Annotated in this window: 18 protein-coding genes; 6 read left to right on the top strand and 12 right to left on the bottom strand. The window is 42.1% G+C overall.

Going from position 1 to position 21334, the window contains the following annotated elements; genetic code table 11:
• Positions 1–23: 23 nt before the first annotated feature.
• Positions 24–665 carry a signal peptidase I gene (gene lepB / locus Q4561_RS16440; RefSeq protein ID WP_303462112.1) on the top strand — a complete coding sequence of 214 codons (642 nt, stop codon included), beginning with the start codon at positions 24–26 and terminating at the stop codon, positions 663–665.
• A 234-nt stretch (positions 666–899) separates the two neighbouring features.
• On the opposite strand, the gene Q4561_RS16435 is transcribed toward lepB, so the two are convergent.
• From Q4561_RS16435 to Q4561_RS16415, 5 genes are all read right to left on the bottom strand, one after another.
• Positions 900–1295, bottom strand: a complete 396-nt coding sequence (locus Q4561_RS16435; protein ID WP_303462110.1) for an MAPEG family protein — start codon at positions 1293–1295, stop codon at positions 900–902.
• A 113-nt stretch (positions 1296–1408) separates the two neighbouring features.
• Positions 1409–2053, bottom strand: a complete 645-nt coding sequence (gene adk / locus Q4561_RS16430) for an adenylate kinase (RefSeq protein WP_013783409.1) — start codon at positions 2051–2053, stop codon at positions 1409–1411.
• Positions 2054–2365: 312 nt separating this feature from the next.
• Positions 2366–4288, bottom strand: a complete 1923-nt coding sequence (gene htpG, locus Q4561_RS16425) for a molecular chaperone HtpG (protein ID WP_303462108.1) — start codon at positions 4286–4288, stop codon at positions 2366–2368.
• A 109-nt stretch (positions 4289–4397) separates the two neighbouring features.
• Complete coding sequence (recR, locus tag Q4561_RS16420) at positions 4398–4997, bottom strand: recombination mediator RecR (protein ID WP_303462107.1); 600 nt, start codon at positions 4995–4997, stop codon at positions 4398–4400.
• A 98-nt stretch (positions 4998–5095) separates the two neighbouring features.
• Positions 5096–6043 carry a hypothetical protein gene (locus tag Q4561_RS16415; RefSeq protein WP_303462106.1) on the bottom strand — a complete coding sequence of 316 codons (948 nt, stop codon included), beginning with the start codon at positions 6041–6043 and terminating at the stop codon, positions 5096–5098.
• A 484-nt stretch (positions 6044–6527) separates the two neighbouring features.
• Between Q4561_RS16415 and Q4561_RS16410 the strand changes: the two genes are divergently transcribed.
• On the top strand, positions 6528–7865 hold the full coding sequence (locus Q4561_RS16410; protein WP_303462105.1) for a choice-of-anchor L domain-containing protein: 1338 nt from the start codon (positions 6528–6530) through the stop codon (positions 7863–7865).
• 117 nt (positions 7866–7982) lie between these two features.
• Complete coding sequence (locus tag Q4561_RS16405) at positions 7983–8573, top strand: peptidoglycan-binding domain-containing protein (protein ID WP_303462103.1); 591 nt, start codon at positions 7983–7985, stop codon at positions 8571–8573.
• Between the two features lie 154 nt (positions 8574–8727).
• Here the strand turns inward: Q4561_RS16405 and Q4561_RS16400 are convergent, their stop codons facing one another.
• From Q4561_RS16400 to Q4561_RS16375, 6 genes are all read right to left on the bottom strand, one after another.
• Entirely contained in the window at positions 8728–9054 is a 327-nt protein-coding gene (locus Q4561_RS16400; protein ID WP_062087580.1) for a YbaB/EbfC family nucleoid-associated protein, read from the bottom strand.
• 38 nt (positions 9055–9092) lie between these two features.
• On the bottom strand, positions 9093–12044 hold the full coding sequence (gene dnaX / locus Q4561_RS16395; RefSeq protein ID WP_303462101.1) for a DNA polymerase III subunit gamma/tau: 2952 nt from the start codon (positions 12042–12044) through the stop codon (positions 9093–9095).
• 17 nt (positions 12045–12061) lie between these two features.
• Positions 12062–12598, bottom strand: coding sequence for an adenine phosphoribosyltransferase (apt, locus tag Q4561_RS16390; RefSeq protein WP_303462099.1), 537 nt, complete (start codon positions 12596–12598; stop codon positions 12062–12064).
• Positions 12599–12943: 345 nt separating this feature from the next.
• Positions 12944–13693: a DUF2063 domain-containing protein gene (locus Q4561_RS16385; protein ID WP_303462096.1), complete on the bottom strand. Its 750-nt coding sequence runs from the start codon at positions 13691–13693 to the stop codon at positions 12944–12946.
• Complete coding sequence (locus Q4561_RS16380) at positions 13690–14541, bottom strand: DUF692 domain-containing protein (protein WP_303462094.1); 852 nt, start codon at positions 14539–14541, stop codon at positions 13690–13692. Before Q4561_RS16380 ends, Q4561_RS16385 begins: the two co-directional genes overlap by 4 nt.
• A 71-nt stretch (positions 14542–14612) precedes the next feature.
• Positions 14613–15095, bottom strand: a complete 483-nt coding sequence (locus Q4561_RS16375) for a hypothetical protein (RefSeq protein ID WP_303462092.1) — start codon at positions 15093–15095, stop codon at positions 14613–14615.
• 257 nt (positions 15096–15352) lie between these two features.
• On the opposite strand from Q4561_RS16375, the gene Q4561_RS16370 reads away from it, so the two are divergent.
• Positions 15353–18622 carry a winged helix-turn-helix domain-containing protein gene (locus Q4561_RS16370; protein WP_303462090.1) on the top strand — a complete coding sequence of 1090 codons (3270 nt, stop codon included), beginning with the start codon at positions 15353–15355 and terminating at the stop codon, positions 18620–18622.
• Between the two features lie 4 nt (positions 18623–18626).
• Positions 18627–18992: a DP-EP family protein gene (locus Q4561_RS16365; RefSeq protein WP_303462088.1), complete on the top strand. Its 366-nt coding sequence runs from the start codon at positions 18627–18629 to the stop codon at positions 18990–18992.
• Positions 18993–19025: 33 nt separating this feature from the next.
• On the opposite strand, the gene Q4561_RS16360 is transcribed toward Q4561_RS16365, so the two are convergent.
• The gene (locus Q4561_RS16360) at positions 19026–19982 is read right to left on the bottom strand and encodes a GGDEF domain-containing protein (protein ID WP_303462086.1); all 957 of its coding nucleotides are present in this window, start codon (positions 19980–19982) and stop codon (positions 19026–19028) included.
• 458 nt (positions 19983–20440) lie between these two features.
• Here Q4561_RS16360 and Q4561_RS16355 point away from each other — a divergent pair, with 458 nt between their 5' ends.
• Complete coding sequence (locus tag Q4561_RS16355) at positions 20441–21232, top strand: EF-hand domain-containing protein (RefSeq protein ID WP_303462084.1); 792 nt, start codon at positions 20441–20443, stop codon at positions 21230–21232.
• Positions 21233–21334 lie beyond the last annotated feature (102 nt).

Raw genomic sequence — 21334 nt, 5'->3', positions numbered from 1 at the left:
ATCACTCTTAGCTAGGAATAAAAATGAAGAAACAAACTGGCTCGTTCATTAAAAGAAACCTACCTTTCATTCTATTTGTTGTGCTGATGTTTTCATTCAGAAGTAGCGTAGCGGATTACTATCATGTGCCATCGGGCTCTATGGAACCCACCATACAAGTCGGTGATCGTATTGTGGTAAACAAACATGCGTATACCTTTGAACTGCCTTTTACTGATGTGGTGCTTGCCCAAACTGGCGACATCGCTCGTGGTGATATTGTGGTTATTCAAAGCAGTGCCGCCGATACACGATTAGTTAAACGGGTTATCGCCGTTGCTGGGGACAAAGTTAGCTTGAGTAACAACACCCTGACTGTAAATGACGAGCCTGCCGTAATACACAGGCGCAACAACTATGTATTCCAAGAAAATATGGGCGATAGTCAGCGCACTATTCAGCTATTACCTATTAAAGGAGCGCGTTCGTCATTTAATGAGGTTGTTGTACCTGAAAAGCACGTATTGGTAATGGGCGACAATCGAAATAACAGTGTCGATTCACGTTACTACGGTTTTATTCCAGTAGAAGAAGTGCAAGGACAAGCTACCAACGTGGCTTTTTCTTTAGACAAAGAAAACTACTACTTACCAAGGGACTCGCGATACTTGCTAGCCCTTCAGTAATACTCATATATTCCCCGACAAATATGTCGTAGGTAGTGTTAGGTAGTGTTAGGTAGTGTAGAGAAGTTTGTTTTTGAAAAATGACTGAGATGAGCTAAAGATAACTGTAAACGATAGCGACCTTTACGGGAATGAGGAGGATATCCACAATCCGTTAGGTCGCTTGGTTCATACCAAAACAATGTTCATATTTTAGACATTAAAAGACGCGGAGATTGCCTGTATATAGGGCGATCACAATCCAAAATGAATAAGCATTAAGTTAGCTATAGCTGTCACTAACATAGATAAGAAAGTCAAAACCATACCCACTAGACGTTGCCAACTAGCTCCATCATGATGCCTTAAACCAAACGCATGCAACAACCTACCGAATAGTAATCCGCAACCTAATACGTGCACGCCCCAAGCCTGTCCAGTATTTGCTTCAAAACAAGCTAGCATGATTAAAGTAATTGGTACATATTCACTAAAATTACCATGAGCACGGATTAATCGTTTTAAATCTTCTAGGCCTCCATCACCAAGACTAATTTGGTGTTTTCGCCTTATTCCTATTACTAAGAAGGATAGGTATAGGTAGCAAATCCCCAACAAACTGGCATAAAACGCCGTAATAGGTAATACCATGAGTTAGCTCCACATCTATATTAGTTATTCTGCAAATATTAAACGCTATTCGCTTATAACATACAAGTAACAAAAAAGGCCGCTACAGCGGCCTTTACAAATAAGAAGCTAAACTAGCCTAGAAGTTCTGCAAGCTCTGCGCTTACTTCATCTACTGGGCGTGTGCCGTCTAATTTGTGGTATTCACAGTTGCCTGCATCAGCTTCAGCGCTATAGTAATTAACTAAAGGTTTGGTTTGCTCATGGTAAATGGCTAAGCGTTTACGAACGGTTTCTTCTTTATCGTCATCACGGATGATAAGGTCTTCACCAGTATCGTTGTCTTTCCCTTCCTCTTTAGGCGGGTTATAAACAACGTGATAAACACGACCTGAAGCAGGGTGTACGCGACGACCGCCCATACGTTCAACAATCACATCATCTGGTACATCAAACTCAATACAATGGTCGACAGAAACACCGGCTTCTTTCATTGCATCAGCTTGAGGAATTGTACGAGGGAAACCGTCTAACAAAAAACCATCTTTACAATCGTCTTGAGCAATACGCTCCTTTACTAGCCCGATAATGATTTCGTCAGATACCAGCTTACCTTCATCCATTACACGCTTGGCCGCAAGGCCCATTTCCGTTCCCGCTTTAATAGCCGCACGAAGCATGTCACCGGTTGAAATTTGGGGGATCCCGTATTTGCCCATTAAAAACTGAGCTTGTGTGCCCTTACCCGCGCCAGGAGCGCCGAGAAGAATAATTCGCATGAGTGCGTTCTCCGCTTATGATTTTGAACTTTTTTACTTGGGGCACTTTACACATTCAGCACCACAGTGACAAGTATAAGCCCCACTGAAGAGGGAAACTAAACACTTATGATGAATATATATACTACTTATGACCCGCTATAAAATCCGACTTTGGTCTTAACTCACGGCTTTCTTTTAGATGTACCGAATTAAGTTAGCTAAACGCCTAAAATATAGCATAAATTACAGCGCAAAATAACTTTAAAGACTCTAGAAACAAAAAACGGGCATTACGCCCGTTTTATATTATTTAACTTTAATTATTGAAGCTTATTTAGCTAACTTCATTAATAAAGTGTTCAAGTTTTGCACAAACGCTGAAGGGTCTTTTAAGCTACCCTGTTCAGACAATGCCGCTTGGTCAAATAACACACCAACCCATTGGTTAAACAAGTCTTCATCTTGTGTCTCGGCAAGGGTTTTAACCAAAGCATGCTCTGGGTTAAGCTCGAATAGATACTTAACGTCAGGTACAGGCTGACCTGCAGCTTGCATCAACTTCATCATCTGTGTGGTCATGCCGTTGTCATCAGCAACAATGCACGCCGGAGAATCAGTTAGACGGTGGGTAAACTTAACGTCTACTACTTTATCGCCAAGGGCTGCTTTAGCACGCTCAACAATACCTTCTACTTCTTTCTCTGCTTCTTCTTGGGCTTTCTTAGTATCTTCATCTTCAAGGTCGCCTAAATCTAAGTTTGCTTTCGCAATAGATTCAAACGGCTTTTCGTTGAAATCGCTTAAGTGCGACATTAACCACTCGTCAATGCGCTCACCCATTAGCAATACTTCAATGCCTTTCTTACGGAAGATTTCTAGGTGCGGGCTAGACTTAGCAGCCTGTAGGCTGTCTGCCGTTACGTAGTAAATCTTGTCCTGGCCTTCTTTCATGCGTTCAATGTAATCTGCCAACGACACAGTTTGTGCATCAGAGCTACTATTGGTGGATGAGAAGCGAAGTAAACCAGCGATTTTTTCGCGGTTGTTATGATCTTCAGAAGGACCTTCTTTCAGTACGTTCCCAAACTCATTCCAGAATGACTGGTAATTTTCAGCATCGTTCTTTGCCATTTTCTCAAGCATTTGAAGTACACGCTTAGTACACCCCTGACGTAATGCTTGGGTTACCTTGTTGTCTTGTAGAATTTCACGAGACACATTAAGCGGTAAGTCGTTACTGTCTAAAAGGCCTTTAACGAAGCGCAAGTAATTAGGCATAAACTGCTCGGCGTCATCCATAATGAAAACGCGCTGAACATATAATTTTAAACCGTGTGCTTGGTCGCGGTTCCACATATCAAACGGGGCTTTAGATGGAATGTACAACAAACTTGTATATTCAGTCTTACCTTCAACCTTGTTATGTGCCCATGCGAATGGGTCAGCAAAGTCGTGAGAAATGTGCTTATAGAATTCTTTATATTCTTCATCAGAAATATCTGATTTTTCGCGGGTCCACAAAGCAGTAGCTTTGTTTACCAGTTCCCACTCGCCTGGCTGTGCTGGCGTCTTCTCGCCATCAGGGCCTTCGCTTTCAGGCACTTCTTCTTTCCACATTTTAACCGGAATACTAATGTGGTCTGAGTATTTGCTTACAATTGAACGTAAACGCCAATCATCAGCGAATTCTTTTTCATCTTCACGAAGGTGCAATACAATTTCAGTACCACGAGTTGGTTTGTTGATTTCTGCTAAGGTGAATTCACCCTCGCCTTCAGAAATCCACTCGACGCCTTCTGATGCATCTGCGCCAGCGGCACGAGTGCGAACAGTTACTTTGTCAGCAACGATAAATGCTGAGTAAAAGCCAACACCGAACTGGCCAATCAGTTGTGAGTCTTTTGCATTGTCGCCAGAAAGCTTACTGAAGAAATCTTTTGTACCCGACTTTGCGATAGTACCTAAGTTGGCTATCACTTCGTCGCGGTTCATACCAATGCCGTTATCAGCAATAGTTACCGTGCCCGCTTCTTTATCAACACTAATTTTTACATTTAGGTCGCCATCATTTTCATAAAGGCTGTCATTTTCTAGTGCGCGGAAACGTAGCTTGTCTGCTGCATCGGCAGCGTTTGACACAAGCTCACGTAGGAAGATTTCTTTATTTGAATACAAAGAATGAATCATCAGATGTAGAAGTTGTTTTACTTCCGTCTGAAAACCGTGGGTTTCTTTATGGGCTGCTTCAGCCATAATCCAATATCTCCTCGTTGAATGGATCACGTTACTTTCAAACAGGTAAGGCCGAACTAGCAGTTTTCAACAGCAATGAGAAAAAATATTATTGAGGAAGCGCCGCAATTTAAAGTTTGCGGCGACCAGAAAAGGCGTGAGTAAGGGTATTACCGTCGATATATTCGAGCTCGCCGCCCACAGGCACACCATGAGCAATACGAGAAGCTTCAACATTATGCGCCGCACAAAGCTGGGCTATATAATGCGCGGTAGCCTCGCCTTCAACAGTCGGATTAGTGGCTAGAATAACTTCGTTAATTCCACCCGCTTCAAAGCGCGTTTCTAATTCATTTAGCCCTATTTCTTCAGGGCCAACGCCATCGATAGGCGACAAATGCCCCATTAATACAAAGTACTGGCCTTTATAACTAAGGGTTTGCTCGATTGCTAAAACATCCTGAGGACTTTCTACAACACACAATAAGCCACTTGCTTCTCTTTCGGGATGTAGGCAAATTTCGCAGAATTCATCTTCGGTAAACGTTCTACAACGTTTGCAGTGATGGATGTGCTCCATAGCGTTGTGCAACACATTACTTAAATCTATCGCGCCCTTACGGTTGCGCTCCAGAAGGTGAAACGCCATACGCTGGGCACTCTTATTCCCTACCCCTGGCAGGCAAGTTAACGCTTGAATTAATTCATTCAGTAACGGGCTAAACTTCATACAAACTACTTATCATTTTAAATCGAATTACGAAACAACTACGAATGTTACTCCGTAAAGGTTCTTGTTGCACATTCACAACAAAGGTTTACCACAGGCTAGTTTGACTCAATTATTTGTTCTTTTGGTTTTTTCGCCTTTCGAATCAACTTTTTATGAACTTCATCGAGTTTAATTACATACGCGTTGCCGCCGAAAATACCTTTAAACTTCTCGTCAGTAAATATTATCGTGTTGTCGTCTTTAAAAGTGACCGCCTCTTTTTGCGTAATTAACCCTAAATCGATGCGGTAAACATCGCCAGAGAAGAACTTATCCCCTTTGAAGTTTTCGAATAACCAAATACTGGTGGAATCCAATAGCGCTAGCTTAGTTCTGTCAGGGCTTAACGCCGCAGACGTTATCCAGCACAGTTTTTCCATGGTAGTACAGGTTTTGAAAGAGTCGATTAACTCGGCATCGAAATTAGCCGCGTGATCACCCACTTTATACACGTTGGTAATACCGTCGAAAGGCTCAGTTCTATTTTTGGTGAATAGGTAAAGGTGGCGCCCCAATGCAACAAAGGCTTCTAAATCAAAATTACGATCATTCGGCTTAACCGGTGTTTTTCCGTCCATTTCAGGATACGTAAACTTGATGATTTCAGCGTTCGTCGACTCGGTTTTAATATCGATAGGGTTTTCTATTTTATAAATAGTCAGCCACTTTCTATCGTTATCATTATTACCAAAATCGCCTAAGAAAAAATGTCCGAAGTCATTTTGGGTAATGTCTTCCCAATCAATATTTTTAGCATTGGCTACCATGACCTCTTTGGTGATGTCACCTTTGTCGTCCAAACGATATAGCTTAGGATCATCCCCACTATCATTAATAGCCCAAAGGAAGCCCTTTTTATCGTACTCGATGCCAGAGATTTCATTTAACTTAGGATCTACGGATAATTGTTTTTTGCTATATAGCCTGTGAATAGAAATGCCAAATAGAGTAATGGCTACAACAGCGACTACCGTCACCGACAGGATAATACTTTTTTTCAGCATGAAAATGATGATATTTCTGAACGTTAAGATGGGATGTATTATTACTGATGGTCTACCATAACTAAAGCGTTTTATGCTGAACGCACTGACCAATCCGGTGAAGGTGCTGATATTGTAATATTGAAAGTAATTACGCTTGAACTGTTGATAAAGCTAGGCTGCACAAAAGCATAACTTACTTTATACAAAGCCGGGTTTAACACTCTATAGCCCATTACAAAACTATTCTTAATAATGACCTCCGACAGAAAAGTTCATTTTTTAAGCTATTCACGTTTATTTTGCCTAAACGCTTAAAAACGAAAAGTTTGGTCTCCACCGCTTTTATTGTCAGTTATTTTTACATAGCGATGACAATAAATAAAAATTTAATTTTAAAACAACAACTTAATAGTTGGCCAATTTCTTGCTGAGCTTCGTTTGAAACTATAATTAGATCAACTTGCTTGAATAAGATACTTCAAGCTCATCAGGGATGTAGTAAATGCCTATCTCAAAAAAAATTATAAAAATTAGTACCTTTACACTCAGCGTTTTATTTTCTGCTCAATATGCAAATGCTATTGTTATAGAAAGCAGTGACTCTGCCGAATTTTTAACCGACGCATTGTTTATTAACAATTCAGGTCTAACTATTACCGACCAATCGCTATCGGGTCAATTTGGACAAGCAGGAACCTATCTTAACGCATCAGGAACCTACGGCCTCCCCAGTGCAGGCGGTATAGTGTTTAGTACTGGAGATGTTGCTAACTATTCGGATGGTTTAAACTCTCAAATAGACTTCACCTCAGAACTTGGCTTTGCCGATTCAGAAAGTCTAGCGAGTTTTCAGGCAACTGAACTTCAAAATTCAATTCTGACTCCGATTACCGAACAAACGGAGCATTATGACGCTGTTCAATTAGATATTACTTTCGATGTATCTGATGATGTTAATACTGTGTCATTTATTGCAGCCTTCGGCTCGGAAGAATTTCCAGATTATGTTGATAGTTCATTCACTGATGGATTTGCCTTACTGTTTAACGGTGCGAATGTAGCCTTTGCACCTGTGGCAGAACTTGCCGTAGACGGCGTATTTGAGCCTATTTCAATAGACCACCCTGACTTCGAAGCAATTGAAGGCACTGAATTAAATGGTTTATTAGCGCCAAATGGTATTCCGCTTATACAATTCGATATTCCCGTAGAGCCAGGCAGTACTGGAAATACCTTTACCATGTTATTAGCTGATGCATCGGACACTGCGTTTGATACTACAGTATATCTAAGCAGCTTCGGTAATTTCGATGTAGAAAATGGTGAGTCGGAATTCACACCACTAATGCCTGATGAGGGTAATGAAACAGATTCAGACAGTGAGTTTGTATTCACCTTGCCTGAAGTTGATGCTGGCGAAACAATTTGGTTCGACCCAGATGTATCGACAGGCTACACCTACACTGCTGGCAATGGTGGCCAGTTTGCCAGTGTTACAGCTCCGACTTTACTAAGCGTAAATGATCCCGATGGTTATTTAATTACCATTACTGACTCATTAGGTGTCGAGTACACCGAAGCACTAATGGCGGGTCAAACCCTAGACTTCTCCTTCCCTGTTACAACATTCACATTAACGGGCATTAATGAAGACCTAATGTTAGATCCCACTGACGCAACAGCGTTCGTTACCGGTGTTTCGTTTGAAGATACGGGTTCATACACAGTGTCGCAAGCTGCTATTATAACCTCTACCACTAGCGTGCCAGCGCCATCATCGATTGCTATATTCTTGCTTTCTCTTATTGGTATTTCGCTAGCACGCAAGCACAAGCGATAACAGCCGTAAGCACGCGTTTGCGAAAATTTTCGCTAGCGCAAAACTTAAACGCCACTAATTACCACTAATCGCAAAGTAATGGAGAGGGGTGCTCATTGCACCCCGAAAGTAAATTGCATGATGAAGTTTGTACTAAGCCTTAGCGTTATTTTGCTGTCGTTTTCCGCCCAAGCGGCAGACAGTGAAGGCGCATTTAATACAAAAGGCGCGGCAAAGCGCAGTTGTGAAGCCTTTACAAGTACTTATGCAGAACAAGGCTCTGAAACGTATTTGTACGGCGGTTGGCTTGAAGGTTATATAACGGCGTTTAATGCCCTACAGCAAAAAACGTTTGATGTAACGCCATGGCAAACAACTGAACTGATGCTGTTGATGCTAAATAAGCATTGCACCGATAACCCAGAGCAAAAATTTTTGGACGCCACTAATGTCATGCTAAAAGCGTTTTTACCAACTCGCTTGGCGGCACGTTCAGATATTATCGAAATGACGATTAACGACAGCACAATTTACATTTATCAAAGCGTGCTTGATATGACCACCGAGGCTTTAAAAGCGAGCGGGTATAATGTTGATATAGCTGAAAGCGAATTTAACGCATCTTATGTGAAGGCTATTACCCAATATCAACAAGCAAAAGGTATTGCAGTTACGGGCTTCCCTGACCAGCAAACATTAGTGAATCTACTTTTGGTGCCCGTTAAGTAATACACAATGCTACGGTGTATATACACAGCAAAATTTGGAAAAAAGACTGATAAAAAAAAGCTCAAGAATTAATTTCTTGAGCTTTTTTTTCGAACCATATTCAGTAGAGCTAGCGCTTTACGAAAATGAAAGTTCTTTATATATTGAAGATTGCCTAAAACGGCATTTTGAAACCTGGAGGAAGCGACATTCCACCAGTAACATCACCCATTTTTTCTTTACTGGTTTCTTGAACGCGGCGAACGGCATCGTTAAATGCGGCGGCAACCAAGTCTTCAATCATGTCTTTATCGTCTTCCATTAACGAGTCGTCAATGTCTACGCGGCGAACGTTGTGGTTGCATGTCATGGTTACCTTAACCATGCCTGCACCGGCTTCACCTGTGACTTCCAGCTTAGCCAAATCGTCTTGCACTTTCTGCATACGATCTTGCATTTGCTGAGCCTGCTTCATCATGTTGCCCATTCCACCTTTAAACATATTTTTTTCTCACTGTGTCTTAGTGTTAGTTAATGTTGCTATCGCGATTTAACCGAGTCGGCCACTATTGATGCGTCGAACGCTGATAACAACGCTTGTATCGTTTCGTCGGTATGTACGACCGATTGTGCATGCGCCTGGCGCATAGCAATAATGTCTTGTTGCAACGCATAAGGCGTTTGATTTGGCGAACCAAGGGTGATGGTAATGTTCTCCCCTTCGCCAAAACTATGATGCAATACATCAAGCAACTGTTGTTTTGCACTGTCTTTTAATAGATGCGCCTGACTGTTATCAATTTCAAGCGTTATACCCTGATCATTTCGTAAAAAAGATGCATGAAGTACTAATTGTTTGAGCAAACCTGCAATAGGCATTTGCTCTACGTCATTGCTCCATTTATCAATTTGGCTCGCGTGAACGAGCTTACTGCCATCATCTAGGTAAGCGGCTAGCTGACCTTGATATTGACTAGTAAATTGATTTACTGGCTCATAACTCAATTCATTACGGGCTTCGTTTGGCCCTGGTTCATGAGCTGCAGATTCGGTTTGATCTGATTCGTTATAAGTAGGCTCGCTATTGCCACTATACTGCGGCGCATCAGACATTGGTGAATCAAAACGGGTATCGGGCTCGTTGGCAGCAAACGGCTCGTCATTATATTGCACACCGGTATCCCAAGGTGGCATATCGCTATGATTTTGAGTGCTAACATTTGAAGTAGTGTTAGAGGCAGCGCTTAAATTTGCATTTGAATTTGAACTAGCAGAACTCGAAGGCGCAGTTGCCGGAGCAATGGACGGAGCAGAGTTGTTATACGACGGGTCGACGGAAGCAGCAGCTTCGTCAGGCTCGCCTTTAAATTGTTCATCACCTTGAGCTTCGCTGGAAGGCTCAGGGGAACTTTGGCTAGACGCCTTACTCATTCTATCTACAAAGCTAGTAGTTTCATTCTTAGCTTCAGGCTTCTTCGCAGCTTGTTCTGCGCTTTCATCACGCTTTTGCTTTAGACGCTGTCGTAGCGCGAGCATATCTGCAGTGGATGTCAGCTGCGCCTCTGGCGTGGGCGTTGACGTAGCAGCTTGCTCAGAAGCAAAGAGAGTATCTTGAGAATCAGGCCTTTCATCTGATAGCGGTGCGTTTGAAAGCTGAGCATCGGCAAAATCAGGCGACATAAATGACGACTCGTCATCGTAAGGCGGTGGCATATCGTCCATATAAGCATCAGCAGGCGGCATGTCATTAAACGGTGCCGAGTCTGAAGGTGTATGCACTGGTGACAAGCTTTGGGTTTGCTGACCATCTTCTTTTGAAGATAAATGATCACCTGCCGGTTGATCATTTACTGCAGGCTGAATTTCTTCTGAATGCGCTCGCGATTGTTCTAGCTGCTCGGGCGAGTCTATCTGTTCGAGAGGGTCCACTTGTTGAGAAACGACTTTGTCATGCGCCTCACTCTTATCAGGTATGGTTTCTTGTTCTTGCGTTTGATTTTGTGAAGCGGCTGAATCTGCTAAACCTGTCGGTGATGATGCTTCGTCATTTTCCGCGTATTCCGCGTATTCCGCATACTCAGTAACACTTGCTGCATCTGCTAAGTTGTTACTATCAGCGGGTTGTTCGTGATTCGAAGCTTTTTCATCGCGAGAGGATGACATAGCTTCTGTATTGTCAGTCATTTCTTGGCTGTTAACGCGCTCAGGGCTGTCTTCACGCTCAAGGCTGCTATTAAGCTCAGGGCTGTCAGTGCTGTTGGCGCTAGCGGTAGAATTCGCGCTAGCGGCATTGTTCGTACTTTGCGCTTCTGGCTCAGAAATTAGTGTTTTTTTTTCCGCCGATGCAATAGGCAATGAGCTATCAACCGTACCACCAGCTATTTCAGAAGGCGCATCAGCCAAAGGGGTGCTAGGTGCAAATGTCATCATACGCATTAAGGTCATTTCTAATGCGCTCCTGCCGTCTGATGAGAAAGGTAAGTCCTTTCTTCCTTGCAGCGCAATTTGATATAACAATTGCACTTGTTCAGCAGAAATTGATTTAGCAAGTTGGTAAATAGCCTTAGCTGAAGTCGTTTCTAATTTACAGGCTTCAGGTACCCATTGGGTTAACGCTATTTGATGTAACGTGCTGCCTAGCTCTGCAAGCACATGATCGTAATCAGGTGCTTGTTCAGACATATCCTGAACCAGTTGCATTACATCTGCAGGGGTTTTACTCACCACCGCATGCAATAACTTCACAAGCTGGTTTTTATCCATCAAACCCAACATGTCGGTAACCACTGATGCGTTAACCGCATTACCACCTTGTGCAACAGCTTGGTCGGTTAAGCTTAAGGCATCACGCATACTCCCCTGTGCAGCGCGGGCTAACAGCGCTAGCGCCTGCGGCTCGAAGGGTAAGGTTTCTTGTTCTAGAATATGGTTAAGCTGCCCTACTATTTGCTCTCGCGACAATGCTTTTAAATTAAACTGTAAGCATCGGGATAAAATAGTAATAGGGAGCTTTTGTGGATCGGTAGTAGCCAGTAAAAACTTAACGTGAGGCGGTGGCTCTTCTAGCGTTTTTAGTAACGCGTTAAAGCTGTGCTTAGAGAGCATGTGTACTTCATCAATAAGGTACACTTTATACCGGCCGCGGGTAGGCTTGTATTGAACGTTATCAAGCAACTCTCGGGTATCTTCTACCTTCGTGCGTGATGCCGCATCAATTTCAAGCAAATCAACATAATTACCCTGTTCGATTTCTTTACAGGTATTACATTGGCCACAAGGGTTAGACCCCTGCCCCTCTTCGCAGTTTAAACTTTTGGAAAATATACGAGCAATGGTGGTTTTACCTACCCCTCGCGTACCTGTAAATAGGTACGCGTGGTGCAAGCGGTCGTTATCTAACGCATTCGAAATAGCTGAAACAACATGTTCCTGCCCTACGAGTTCACTAAACTTACCCGGGCGCCATTTACGTGCTAATACCTGATAACTCATTGCCTGTATTTATATCCTTATTCGCCGTCGAACTCACAAAGCGTGAAGCTTTTAATACCCATCGCGGTTAACTTTTCACGGCCACCTAGTTCAGGTAAGCCAATAACAAAGCCCGCATGTTCAATTGTTCCGCCTAGTCTACGGATGAGCTTTGCTGATGCTTCGATGGTACCGCCCGTTGCTAACAGGTCATCGATAAGTAACACTTTATCGCCTGGCTGAATAGCATCTTTATGGATTTCCAACGTATCAGTACCGTACTCCAAGTCGTAAGTTTCACTCACCACTTCACGGGGTAATTTGTTGGGTTTTCTTACTGGAACAAAACCAATGCCCATCTCAATGGCCAGTGGTGCGCCGAATAAAAATCCGCGCGCTTCAGTTCCTGCTACTTTGTTGAATCCCATGTCTTGGAATTCTTCAAGCAACAATGCGATACAACTACTGAAAGCCTTATGGTCTTCTAGTACGCTAGTAACATCTCTAAATAAAATACCTGGCTTTGGATAGTCAGGAACGGTTTTAACAACTGATTTTATATACTGTGCAGTCACAATTATGCCTTGAATGTCTGCGTTATAACCAGAAGGTAAACCAGCCGCAGATGATATGCATCAGCGGAAACGCGAGTAAAGTTACGATAGAAGCTAGAAAGTACCACTTATTGTAGACTTCTTTGAAATCTGAATTGTCTGCCATATGCACTACCTAAACAATTTAACTAACAAAAAAATGGTCGTAAATGTTAATCGAAAGCAGACCGGATTGACAGCGCTATTGTGGTCAATTGCCTACTTTCCCAACATTTAACAGCCAAAGTTACACACCCGCGTACAACTTTAGCCTTTCTTCACTTAAGTGTCAGATAAAAACTGGTGATTTAGTGTTCAGCAAACGGCTCAGTTAGGTAATAAAATACCTTTTTGCAGCATGTCGCTTACTATTTGCTGCATACCTTGAAGCACAGTTTGTTCTGGTAAGTGGTCTAATTGTTTACAAAGCTGCTCACCTAAGGCGTCTATATCTATGCCTTGTTCGTGCTGTTCAATGGTATGCAATAACACTGCGGTAAGCGAATTCAAATGCACGAACTCTACGCGCTGCTCTTCATTTCTATACACCACATAGAACTGTTGCTCGGGTGCGGGGTTTTCGGGAATATGATCCACGCCAATTAAATGAACTGGGTATGTATATGAAGCAATGGTTGCCAGCGGAGAAACGCTCACCAATGTTACTTGTTCACCCGCTTTAAAATACACCAAAGCATGAGAAGTTTTCCGAATGCTGATATCTAATTCTAGCCATTCATAATGAGCAAGCTCAGCGGCGAATGCTGGTAATTGAAATGGGAGTTCTGGGCTTGCTGATAAATACTCTACAAATTCTTTGCTAATGTCTGAAAAATACGGAGAACGGCTTTCATGATGAATAAAAAAGGCGCGCACCAATGCATTCCAGTTTTCTTCGCTTACCAATGATTTAAATACCGGAAAACCTGTGCTTATAAAACCTGAAATATTATTAAAAAACAGGGATTGGTAAATTTGCATACGGCGTTTAATGTCTGCATCATTTGTTTCAAACGAATCTGGATTTTTAATTGCATTAACAAATTCTTGCTGAACGGTTTTAAAATTCTCGCTCATGCAGACTGCCCTTCGAATACGGTTTGGTGATTGGCGATACACCGGGCTTGTATCGCTTTAATACGCTGCACTTCTTTTAATAACACGTCTATAGCGGGAATATTAAAATCACGTTCTAATAATGTAGGGAACACACCGTGGGTGTCATAAGCATATTTAAGCAAGTCCCATACAGGCTCAATAACATCAGCGCCATGGGTATCTACTTTTAAATCTGGCGCTTCATCGAAGTGCCCTGCAATATGACCGTATACAATTTTGTCGCTAGGTAAGCGGTTTATGAAGTCATAAGCGTCATAGTTGTGATTGATACTATTTACATAGACGTTGTTCACATCTAGCAGTAACGAACAACCTGACTCTGCTAATACGGCATTGGTAAAATCTAGTTCGGACATCTCTTGTCCAGGCGCCAAATAATAAGACACGTTCTCTAGCACCAATGGGCGCTCGATAATGTCTTGCACCTGCTTTATGCGGTTTACAACATGTTTAACTGCATCTTCAGTGAACGGTATCGGCATAAGATCATACATATGCCCGTTACCAGAACAGTAACTTAGGTGCTCGCTGTATAAATCAATTTTGTGGGTATCTAAAAAGCGCTTTACGGTTTTAACAAATTCGATATCTAGCTTGTCGCTACTACCGATAGAAAGGGACAAACCGTGTGTGGTAAAAGGCGACTGTTGAATACTTTGGGCAAACTGACTTTCGTATGTGCCCCCTAAAGGGATCCAGTTTTCGGGCGCAACTTCCCAAAAGTCGACTTCGCTAGGCAATGTTGGTAGCAACTCGTCTAACATCTCGCGACGAAAACCTAAACCTGCACCTTGAACATGTTTCATTATTTCACCCCAATTTCACACTAAAAAGGCCATCGAATGACGGCCTTTTTTATACTGCAATTGCCGTAGCTTTACATGCTACCGCATTTACCTTCACCACATTTTCCTTCTTTGGCTTTTTCCATTTTACCTTCGGCCATGCTTGCTGCTTTATCGCCGCCGCACTTGCCTTCGCCACACTTGCCTTCTTTGGCTTTTTCCATTTTACCTTCAGCCATGCTAGCTGCTTTATCGCCACCGCACTTACCTTCGCCACACTTACCTTCTTTGGCTTTTTCCATTTTACCTTCGGCCATGTTAGCGGCTTTATCACCACCGCATTTTCCTTCGCCGCACTTACCTTCAGTTGCTTTACCCTCTGCAGATTTGGCTGCTTTATCACCACCGCACTTACCTTCACCGCATTTGCCTTCAGCAGCGAATTGGCTATAGCCAGACTCTAATGACTGCATTGAAAATGGGTTAACTTCAGCCATAGCAACCGTAGATGCCAACGAGCCAATAACAACCGCACCAAGTGCCGTAGCAACAGAAGATTTTTTAATTTGTTTCATTTTATCTACCCTCAAAAGTATAAGTCTGGTTTTAACGTGCGGTAAGCACGTGTAGTAGTATAGACCTAGGGGACAGTGATCAAATTTCACTTTTTATTAATATTTCTTATATTATTAAAATTTAAAGGTATTTTTAGCTAACTTTTATAGTCACGGTTTAGAATCGTTGTAGTCTCTAACTCAGCGTAACTCGTTTACCTTACAACTAAAGTAGGTTAGGTTTGTTCTGATTGATTTCTTTTGAGCAAATTTAATACATGTTAAAGCAGTTTTATTTGGGTGACTGGCAAGTAGAGCCAGCCTCCAATACCCTTATATTAGGTAAAACCAAGCGCGCCATTGAGCCCAAAGCAATGGACGTTTTATTGCTATTGTGTCAACAAGCGGGCGAAGTGGTTAGCGCCGATGACATTGTTGCTCAATGTTGGCCCGACTCACCCGTTGGCGATAACCCTATTCATAAAACGATTACTCAATTACGCAAAGCATTGGGTGATAAAGCCAGCGCGCCTTCTTTTATAGAAACCATTCGAAAACGGGGATATCGGGTTATTGCCGATGTTCAGTTTTTAGAAGATGAACAAACACGTGCCGCAGAAACCGATTGGCAAGGTCAATCTCCTTTCCCTGGTTTAACCGCTTTTACACAACAAGAAAGCCAAGTTTATTACGGTAGAAATGCAGCAGTAAAAAATCTGCTCGCTAGGTTTTGGGACCAATTCACAAAAAAACGCCCTTTTACCCTTATTATCGGCCCTAGCGGCTCAGGTAAAAGCTCGTTAGTGCATGCGGGTTTATTACCTAGGTTATTAAACAACAAGGGCGCGAATGGTGTGCATGCCATTGATTACGCCAGTATTGATATTGCAGATATTCAGGCAGCACACATTGTAGAAGAACTTGCTGCCTGTATGCTGGATTGGGATATTAACGATGCCCCCTTATTTGAAGGGGAAAGTGCAGATTCGTTAGCGGCAAAACTAAAGGGTCACCCCAAGTCGGTTATCAATATAGCAAAAGCCAAACTTACTACTGCAAGCCAGTACAACAACGTCGCTTTCCCGTGCTATGTAATTGTACTCGATCGTCTTGAGGCCTATTTGGCCACTAACCATGTTGATAGCGCCCATAAGCAAGCCGTATTCACGCTGCTTGAAACATTGGCTGAAAGTGGCTTCATTTTGATGTTGTTAGTATGTAGGAATGATTTCTACCATCACTTAGCTGCATATCCCACCCTAATGAAAAATAAAGAGCGGGGAGCACATTTCGACGTTACGCCCCCCTCTGCCAGTGAATTAAGCCAGATGATACGTCTTCCTGCTATTGCCGCAGGGCTAGAGTGGGAAGAAGATAGCCATACCGACGTTACGTTGGACGACATTATACTTACCGATGCCGCTGCTGAACCCAATTGCCTTCCATTATTACAATACACCTTACAAGAACTGTATTTGCAGCGAACAGACAACTTACTGCAAGTTAGTACCTACAAACAGTTGGGCGGCATAGAAGGCGCTATAGGGCATAAAGCTGAACAGCTTTACCTACAAATGTCGGCATTGGTAAAAACCGCACTCGACCGCGTGCTTCCTCTTATTGTAACGCTTACCCAAGATGGCAGTAACTTAACCAGCCGCACCGCATTTTGGAGTGAACTTAGTAACGATAACGAGAAAAATTTTGTCGAGCTAATGGTAGAGCACCGTTTATTTGTATCGCAGCTTTACCAAGACAAAGCCTGCTTTAAAGTAGCACATGAAGCCGTGCTTAGGCGTTGGCAGCGGGTACAAGATTGGATCCAGCAGCACCAAAGCGCGCTGGTGAGCAAAGGCCGACTAGAGCAACAAACCAGGCATTGGCTGCAAGATAACAAGAGCAACGCTTTTTTACTTACCGATGGTAAGCCCTTAACGGATGCTTTGGCGTTAAAAGGCGACACTAGCCTTACTCTTACGAATGACGAATTAGCGCTAATTAGGGCGTCACAAAAAACGGTGCAACGCAAACGGGTTATTCGCGGGGTTACTCTTGCAGCCCTTGCCTGTTTAACGATCATTTCGTTTGGCGCCATGCTACAAAGTCAGCAATCGCAACAATTGGCCGAAAGGAAGCGGTTAGAAGCTGAAAATTTAATGGGTTACATGATAGGTGACTTCGCCGACAAACTGCGTAGCGTAAAACGCATGGATTTATTGGAAGGTATTAGCGAACAAGCACTTCATTACGTTGAACAAGCCCAGCAATCTAGTGAGTATGGATTTTTTACCATTAGCCCGCCAAAACCTAGTTTCGAACTGCGTTTTCAACATGCGCTTTCACTGCAAGCTATGGCAGAAGTTCGATTTTATAGAGACGATTTGGACACTGCGAAAGAAGCTTACGAAGAAGCGGACGTGCAAATAAAGGCGCTGTTGAGTGACGCGCCTAATCACTTCGAGCTGCTAAAAACTGCGGGGGCAAACGCATTTTGGTTGGGCCACATTGCTTATAATGATGACTTGATGGGAATAGCGAGAACATCATTTGAGCGTTACCTAACTTACAGCGAACGTATGCTAGCAATAGCCCCAGATAATACAGACGCCATGATGGAAGTGGCTTACGCACAAAATTCTTTGGGCTCTCTTGAATATCAAAACTTCGAATTTAGTAAGTCGATTGAATACTTCAGTGCATCACTAAAGCTCAAACAATATATCGCTGAACAAAACCCTGACGACCTTGACGCTCAACTTTATGCTGCCGATACCCTGTCGTGGATTGCCTCGGCTACTGTTCATACTGGAAAGTATGAAAAAGCTTATGGGTTATACGAGGAGGCTGACGAAGCTTTTGAAAAGATGTATGAAAAAAATAGTTCTAATGCAGCTATTATCGAGCCTTATGTGGCACTACTCGTACAAAAAGTGCGACTAACGATATATATGAAACATAGCGCAGTACACACTTCAACATTGGAAAAAGCTTACCAAAAAATTAACACCGCAATCTCTCAAGACCCCAATAATAGCGAATGGAAGGCAGATTTAAATAATATCGAAATATTGTTACTGCTAAGCTCGTCTGAATTAGGAAAAAATATCGATATTGATAGCGCGGAACAATTTGCTTTAAATTCTAACGACGCGTGGAATCTATTGTATCTGGTTGAGTATTATCAGTTGAATAGTGAATGGAGTAAAGCTGGCAAAATCCTCGCCAATTTGCCTAATCATGACTTCGAGAACTCGAAAGGTTTGAAGCCATCAGATAACTTTGTTGATGATGCAAACAAGCTACGAAATGCACTGGCTAGATTTGTACAACAAAGCCGTAATAACAATAATATCAATCAAACTTTATGTGAGAATCTCAAGAAATTCTCAGCGTCAATAATGAAGAAAACATCACACCCAGGGGTTCTGCTACCTTATTTGTTTTCTATAAAGTGTACAAACAAAAAATTAGATAGCAACAATCACCACTTAGAAAAAGGCGAACTATTAGCCTTTCCTTATTACTTTAATTATTTAAAAGGAAGTTAGAACTATGTCCAACCCAACACCGGTGTATCAATTTACTGTTTCTGTCGATACTAAGTCTACTCCAGCAAGGTATACCATATGCGATCTTTCAGGTACGCCCACATCAGGAAACGTAAACGTAACTGAGTTAAATACCATGATAATGTATACCCTTACTGAAGATTCCAATGACCTACAATTTGTCGGACCTTTAGTAACGGGCGATATCGATAATGACCTTACGTACAGCATTACTGCTGATGGTCAAACCATTATCTTTGTAGATTCCGATGCCACTACTGAAAACATCTGCATGAAATTGGTTACTGCGCCTAAAAAGAATGTGTACACCAGCCAGGATCCACAAATTATAAATAAAAAACCAGGTTAAATAATTTAGGGCTTTTTATAGAAGCCCTCTATTTTACAAAAAACAAATCTGATCCCTTCCCTGAGACTTAGCCTGATAAAGCAATGTATCAGCAGCGTTCAATAACCCTTCTTTAGCCCTATAGCGATTCTCCATTTGGGTTGCCACACCCATGCTTACTGTTAATTCTGACTCCTGCGATAGCGCAAACTGCCTAGTGCTGAGATGCGATATATGTCGCTTAATACGTATGGCTAACAATTGAGCGGTCTGTGCTGAACACCGGGGTAACACTAAGGCAAACTCCTCACCACCATAGCGTGCGGCTAACGTATCGCGATTGGGAAGGCTCAACGAAATGGTTTCCCCTATTCTCTTTAAGCATCTATCTCCAGCGATATGACCATATTGGTCGTTGAAGTCTTTAAAGTGGTCGATATCAATAAATATAATACTTAGTGGTACTTCGTCTTGCTCACAAACATCCCACTGCATATTAAGGTATTCGGCAAACCGATGGCGATTAGCTAGCCCTGTTAAATAGTCGCTATTAGCTTTGTTCAATAGAGAGCCGTACTCTGCTTTATGAAGTGTAAGGTCACGCAGTATGCAAAGATACAATGTGTTAGATGATGAGAATGCTTCTGGTAACGTTGATATCGACATTTCCACACATACCTGTGTTTTGTTGTCGCTGTCAGCTTGAAGGTTAACTTCCATAGGGGGAGAGGAAATTAAACCCTGTTGGCCTGCATCTAAGCTCTCAATTACATAGGTCTGTGACTTGCCCGTATCATCTATAACTAACTCAAGTAAGTTATGTCCGAGAAGTCTGTCTTTTTCTATTCCTAGCAACGAGGCGGTAGTAGAGTTAAGCATTTCAATAGTGCCGTTAACATCTATAACGACAATTGCTTCATTGAGAAAATTAATCATGCGCGAAAGTGAAGAGTCCTGATAAAAGTTAAAGAGTTTTTCAGTTGGGTTTTTATCTGTGTTTTTACTGAGCATTGTTGAAAACATCCTTTATCCCCTAGCCATTGACTTTATTGATGGAACAAAGATTACTTAAAATAACCAACTTTAACCTTCTGGTTACCTTACGAAATAAACCATTGTTTTAATTGAATATAATTCCATAAGGAAGATTAATGAAGGAATAAAAAAAGTGATTTTCAACGTTTTATGGACGATGTTTAGTGACTCTTTGAAAGGGTGCATATTTTTCACGCCCTATGCCTTTTTAACACTTCATTTACTTTAATACGCCGCATATATACCTAAAATGCCATTTTTATCAGATAGTTAATCATTGGCACAAAGCATGAATAGTAGTAATAAGGATTTTTGTCGAAGTTAGTGTTAGTTGATATTTCAGCGGCGTCTAAGAAAACGCCCGCGAGCCACAACATACATTACCTATTTACTGCTTAACCCAGTTATACATATACATAAAGAAGGGATCTATTATGAAAAAGTTAACCTTAGCGATGATTATCGGCGCAGTAATGTCTACTACAGCTCTTGCGGCCCATCATGAATCAAGAATAACCTCAGACTTTGAGGCACTAGATGCAAATGGCGACGGCATGCTTTCAAAAGAAGAGGTTAAGGGAAGTATTACTGAAGAAACTATGTCTAATATAGATTCAGATGGCGATGATATGATTAACCACTCTGAGTTTACTGCCTATATAAAAGCGAAGCCTGAAAGGTTTGCTGACGAACTTGTTGTTAAAGAGAAAGCAAACCACGATGACAGAGCTGATATAATACATCAACCCATGGATGAGAAAGAGGCTATGGGCAAAGATGGCGATGTAATTAGCGAAAAAAATAAAGAACTGCGTACACAAATGAAAACCAGTGCAAGCCATGAATCAATGGACAAAACATCCGCCATTGCTGAAAAGGATTCTATGGGCGCAGACGGCGATGTGATTAGTGAAAAAAATAAAGAAATGCGTTCTGAAATGAAAACTAGCGACACACAACAGTCGATGAAACATGGTGATGCCATGGACGAAACGGGTGCTGTGATCAGTGAAAAGAACAAGACATTACGCACAGAAGTTACGGATGCTGCGAATATGCGATTCGATGAAGCCGATGCCAATAAAGATGGTGAACTATCTAAACGTGAAATTGAAAACGCTGGTATTAAAGGTGATTTCATGACTATGGATAAAGATGGCAACGAACTTATTACGCGTATGGAATACCGTAGATATTTTGAAGAAATTAAGACAATGGATCAGTAAAGTTCTAGACTAATTCTATTGCTATAAAACCCCGCGCTAGCGGGGTTCTTTATTGGCTATTTACTTTCTTTCACACATAAAAAAAGGGCTATCCGTTAGGAT

Source organism: Alteromonas sp. 1_MG-2023 (genome assembly GCF_030547075.1).
GTDB lineage: Bacteria > Pseudomonadota > Gammaproteobacteria > Enterobacterales > Alteromonadaceae > Alteromonas.
Note: the sequence above shows the minus strand (reverse complement) of the source record. Positions and strands in the feature narration are given on the sequence as shown.

Bases quoted from the DNA above. Each gene is read 5' to 3' on its own strand.
- lepB (WP_303462112.1), top strand. From the start codon at position 24: ATGAAGAAACAAACTGGCTCGTTCATTAAAAGAAACCTACCTTTCATT.
- Q4561_RS16435 (WP_303462110.1), bottom strand. From the start codon at position 1,295: ATGGTATTACCTATTACGGCGTTTTATGCCAGTTTGTTGGGGATTTGC.
- adk (WP_013783409.1), bottom strand. From the start codon at position 2,053: ATGCGAATTATTCTTCTCGGCGCTCCTGGCGCGGGTAAGGGCACACAA.
- htpG (WP_303462108.1), bottom strand. From the start codon at position 4,288: ATGGCTGAAGCAGCCCATAAAGAAACCCACGGTTTTCAGACGGAAGTA.
- recR (WP_303462107.1), bottom strand. From the start codon at position 4,997: ATGAAGTTTAGCCCGTTACTGAATGAATTAATTCAAGCGTTAACTTGC.
- Q4561_RS16415 (WP_303462106.1), bottom strand. From the start codon at position 6,043: ATGCTGAAAAAAAGTATTATCCTGTCGGTGACGGTAGTCGCTGTTGTA.
- Q4561_RS16410 (WP_303462105.1), top strand. From the start codon at position 6,528: ATGCCTATCTCAAAAAAAATTATAAAAATTAGTACCTTTACACTCAGC.
- Q4561_RS16405 (WP_303462103.1), top strand. From the start codon at position 7,983: ATGATGAAGTTTGTACTAAGCCTTAGCGTTATTTTGCTGTCGTTTTCC.
- Q4561_RS16400 (WP_062087580.1), bottom strand. From the start codon at position 9,054: ATGTTTAAAGGTGGAATGGGCAACATGATGAAGCAGGCTCAGCAAATG.
- dnaX (WP_303462101.1), bottom strand. From the start codon at position 12,044: ATGAGTTATCAGGTATTAGCACGTAAATGGCGCCCGGGTAAGTTTAGT.
- Q4561_RS16385 (WP_303462096.1), bottom strand. From the start codon at position 13,693: ATGAGCGAGAATTTTAAAACCGTTCAGCAAGAATTTGTTAATGCAATT.
- Q4561_RS16380 (WP_303462094.1), bottom strand. From the start codon at position 14,541: ATGAAACATGTTCAAGGTGCAGGTTTAGGTTTTCGTCGCGAGATGTTA.
- Q4561_RS16375 (WP_303462092.1), bottom strand. From the start codon at position 15,095: ATGAAACAAATTAAAAAATCTTCTGTTGCTACGGCACTTGGTGCGGTT.
- Q4561_RS16370 (WP_303462090.1), top strand. From the start codon at position 15,353: ATGTTAAAGCAGTTTTATTTGGGTGACTGGCAAGTAGAGCCAGCCTCC.
- Q4561_RS16365 (WP_303462088.1), top strand. From the start codon at position 18,627: ATGTCCAACCCAACACCGGTGTATCAATTTACTGTTTCTGTCGATACT.
- Q4561_RS16360 (WP_303462086.1), bottom strand. From the start codon at position 19,982: ATGCTCAGTAAAAACACAGATAAAAACCCAACTGAAAAACTCTTTAAC.
- Q4561_RS16355 (WP_303462084.1), top strand. From the start codon at position 20,441: ATGAAAAAGTTAACCTTAGCGATGATTATCGGCGCAGTAATGTCTACT.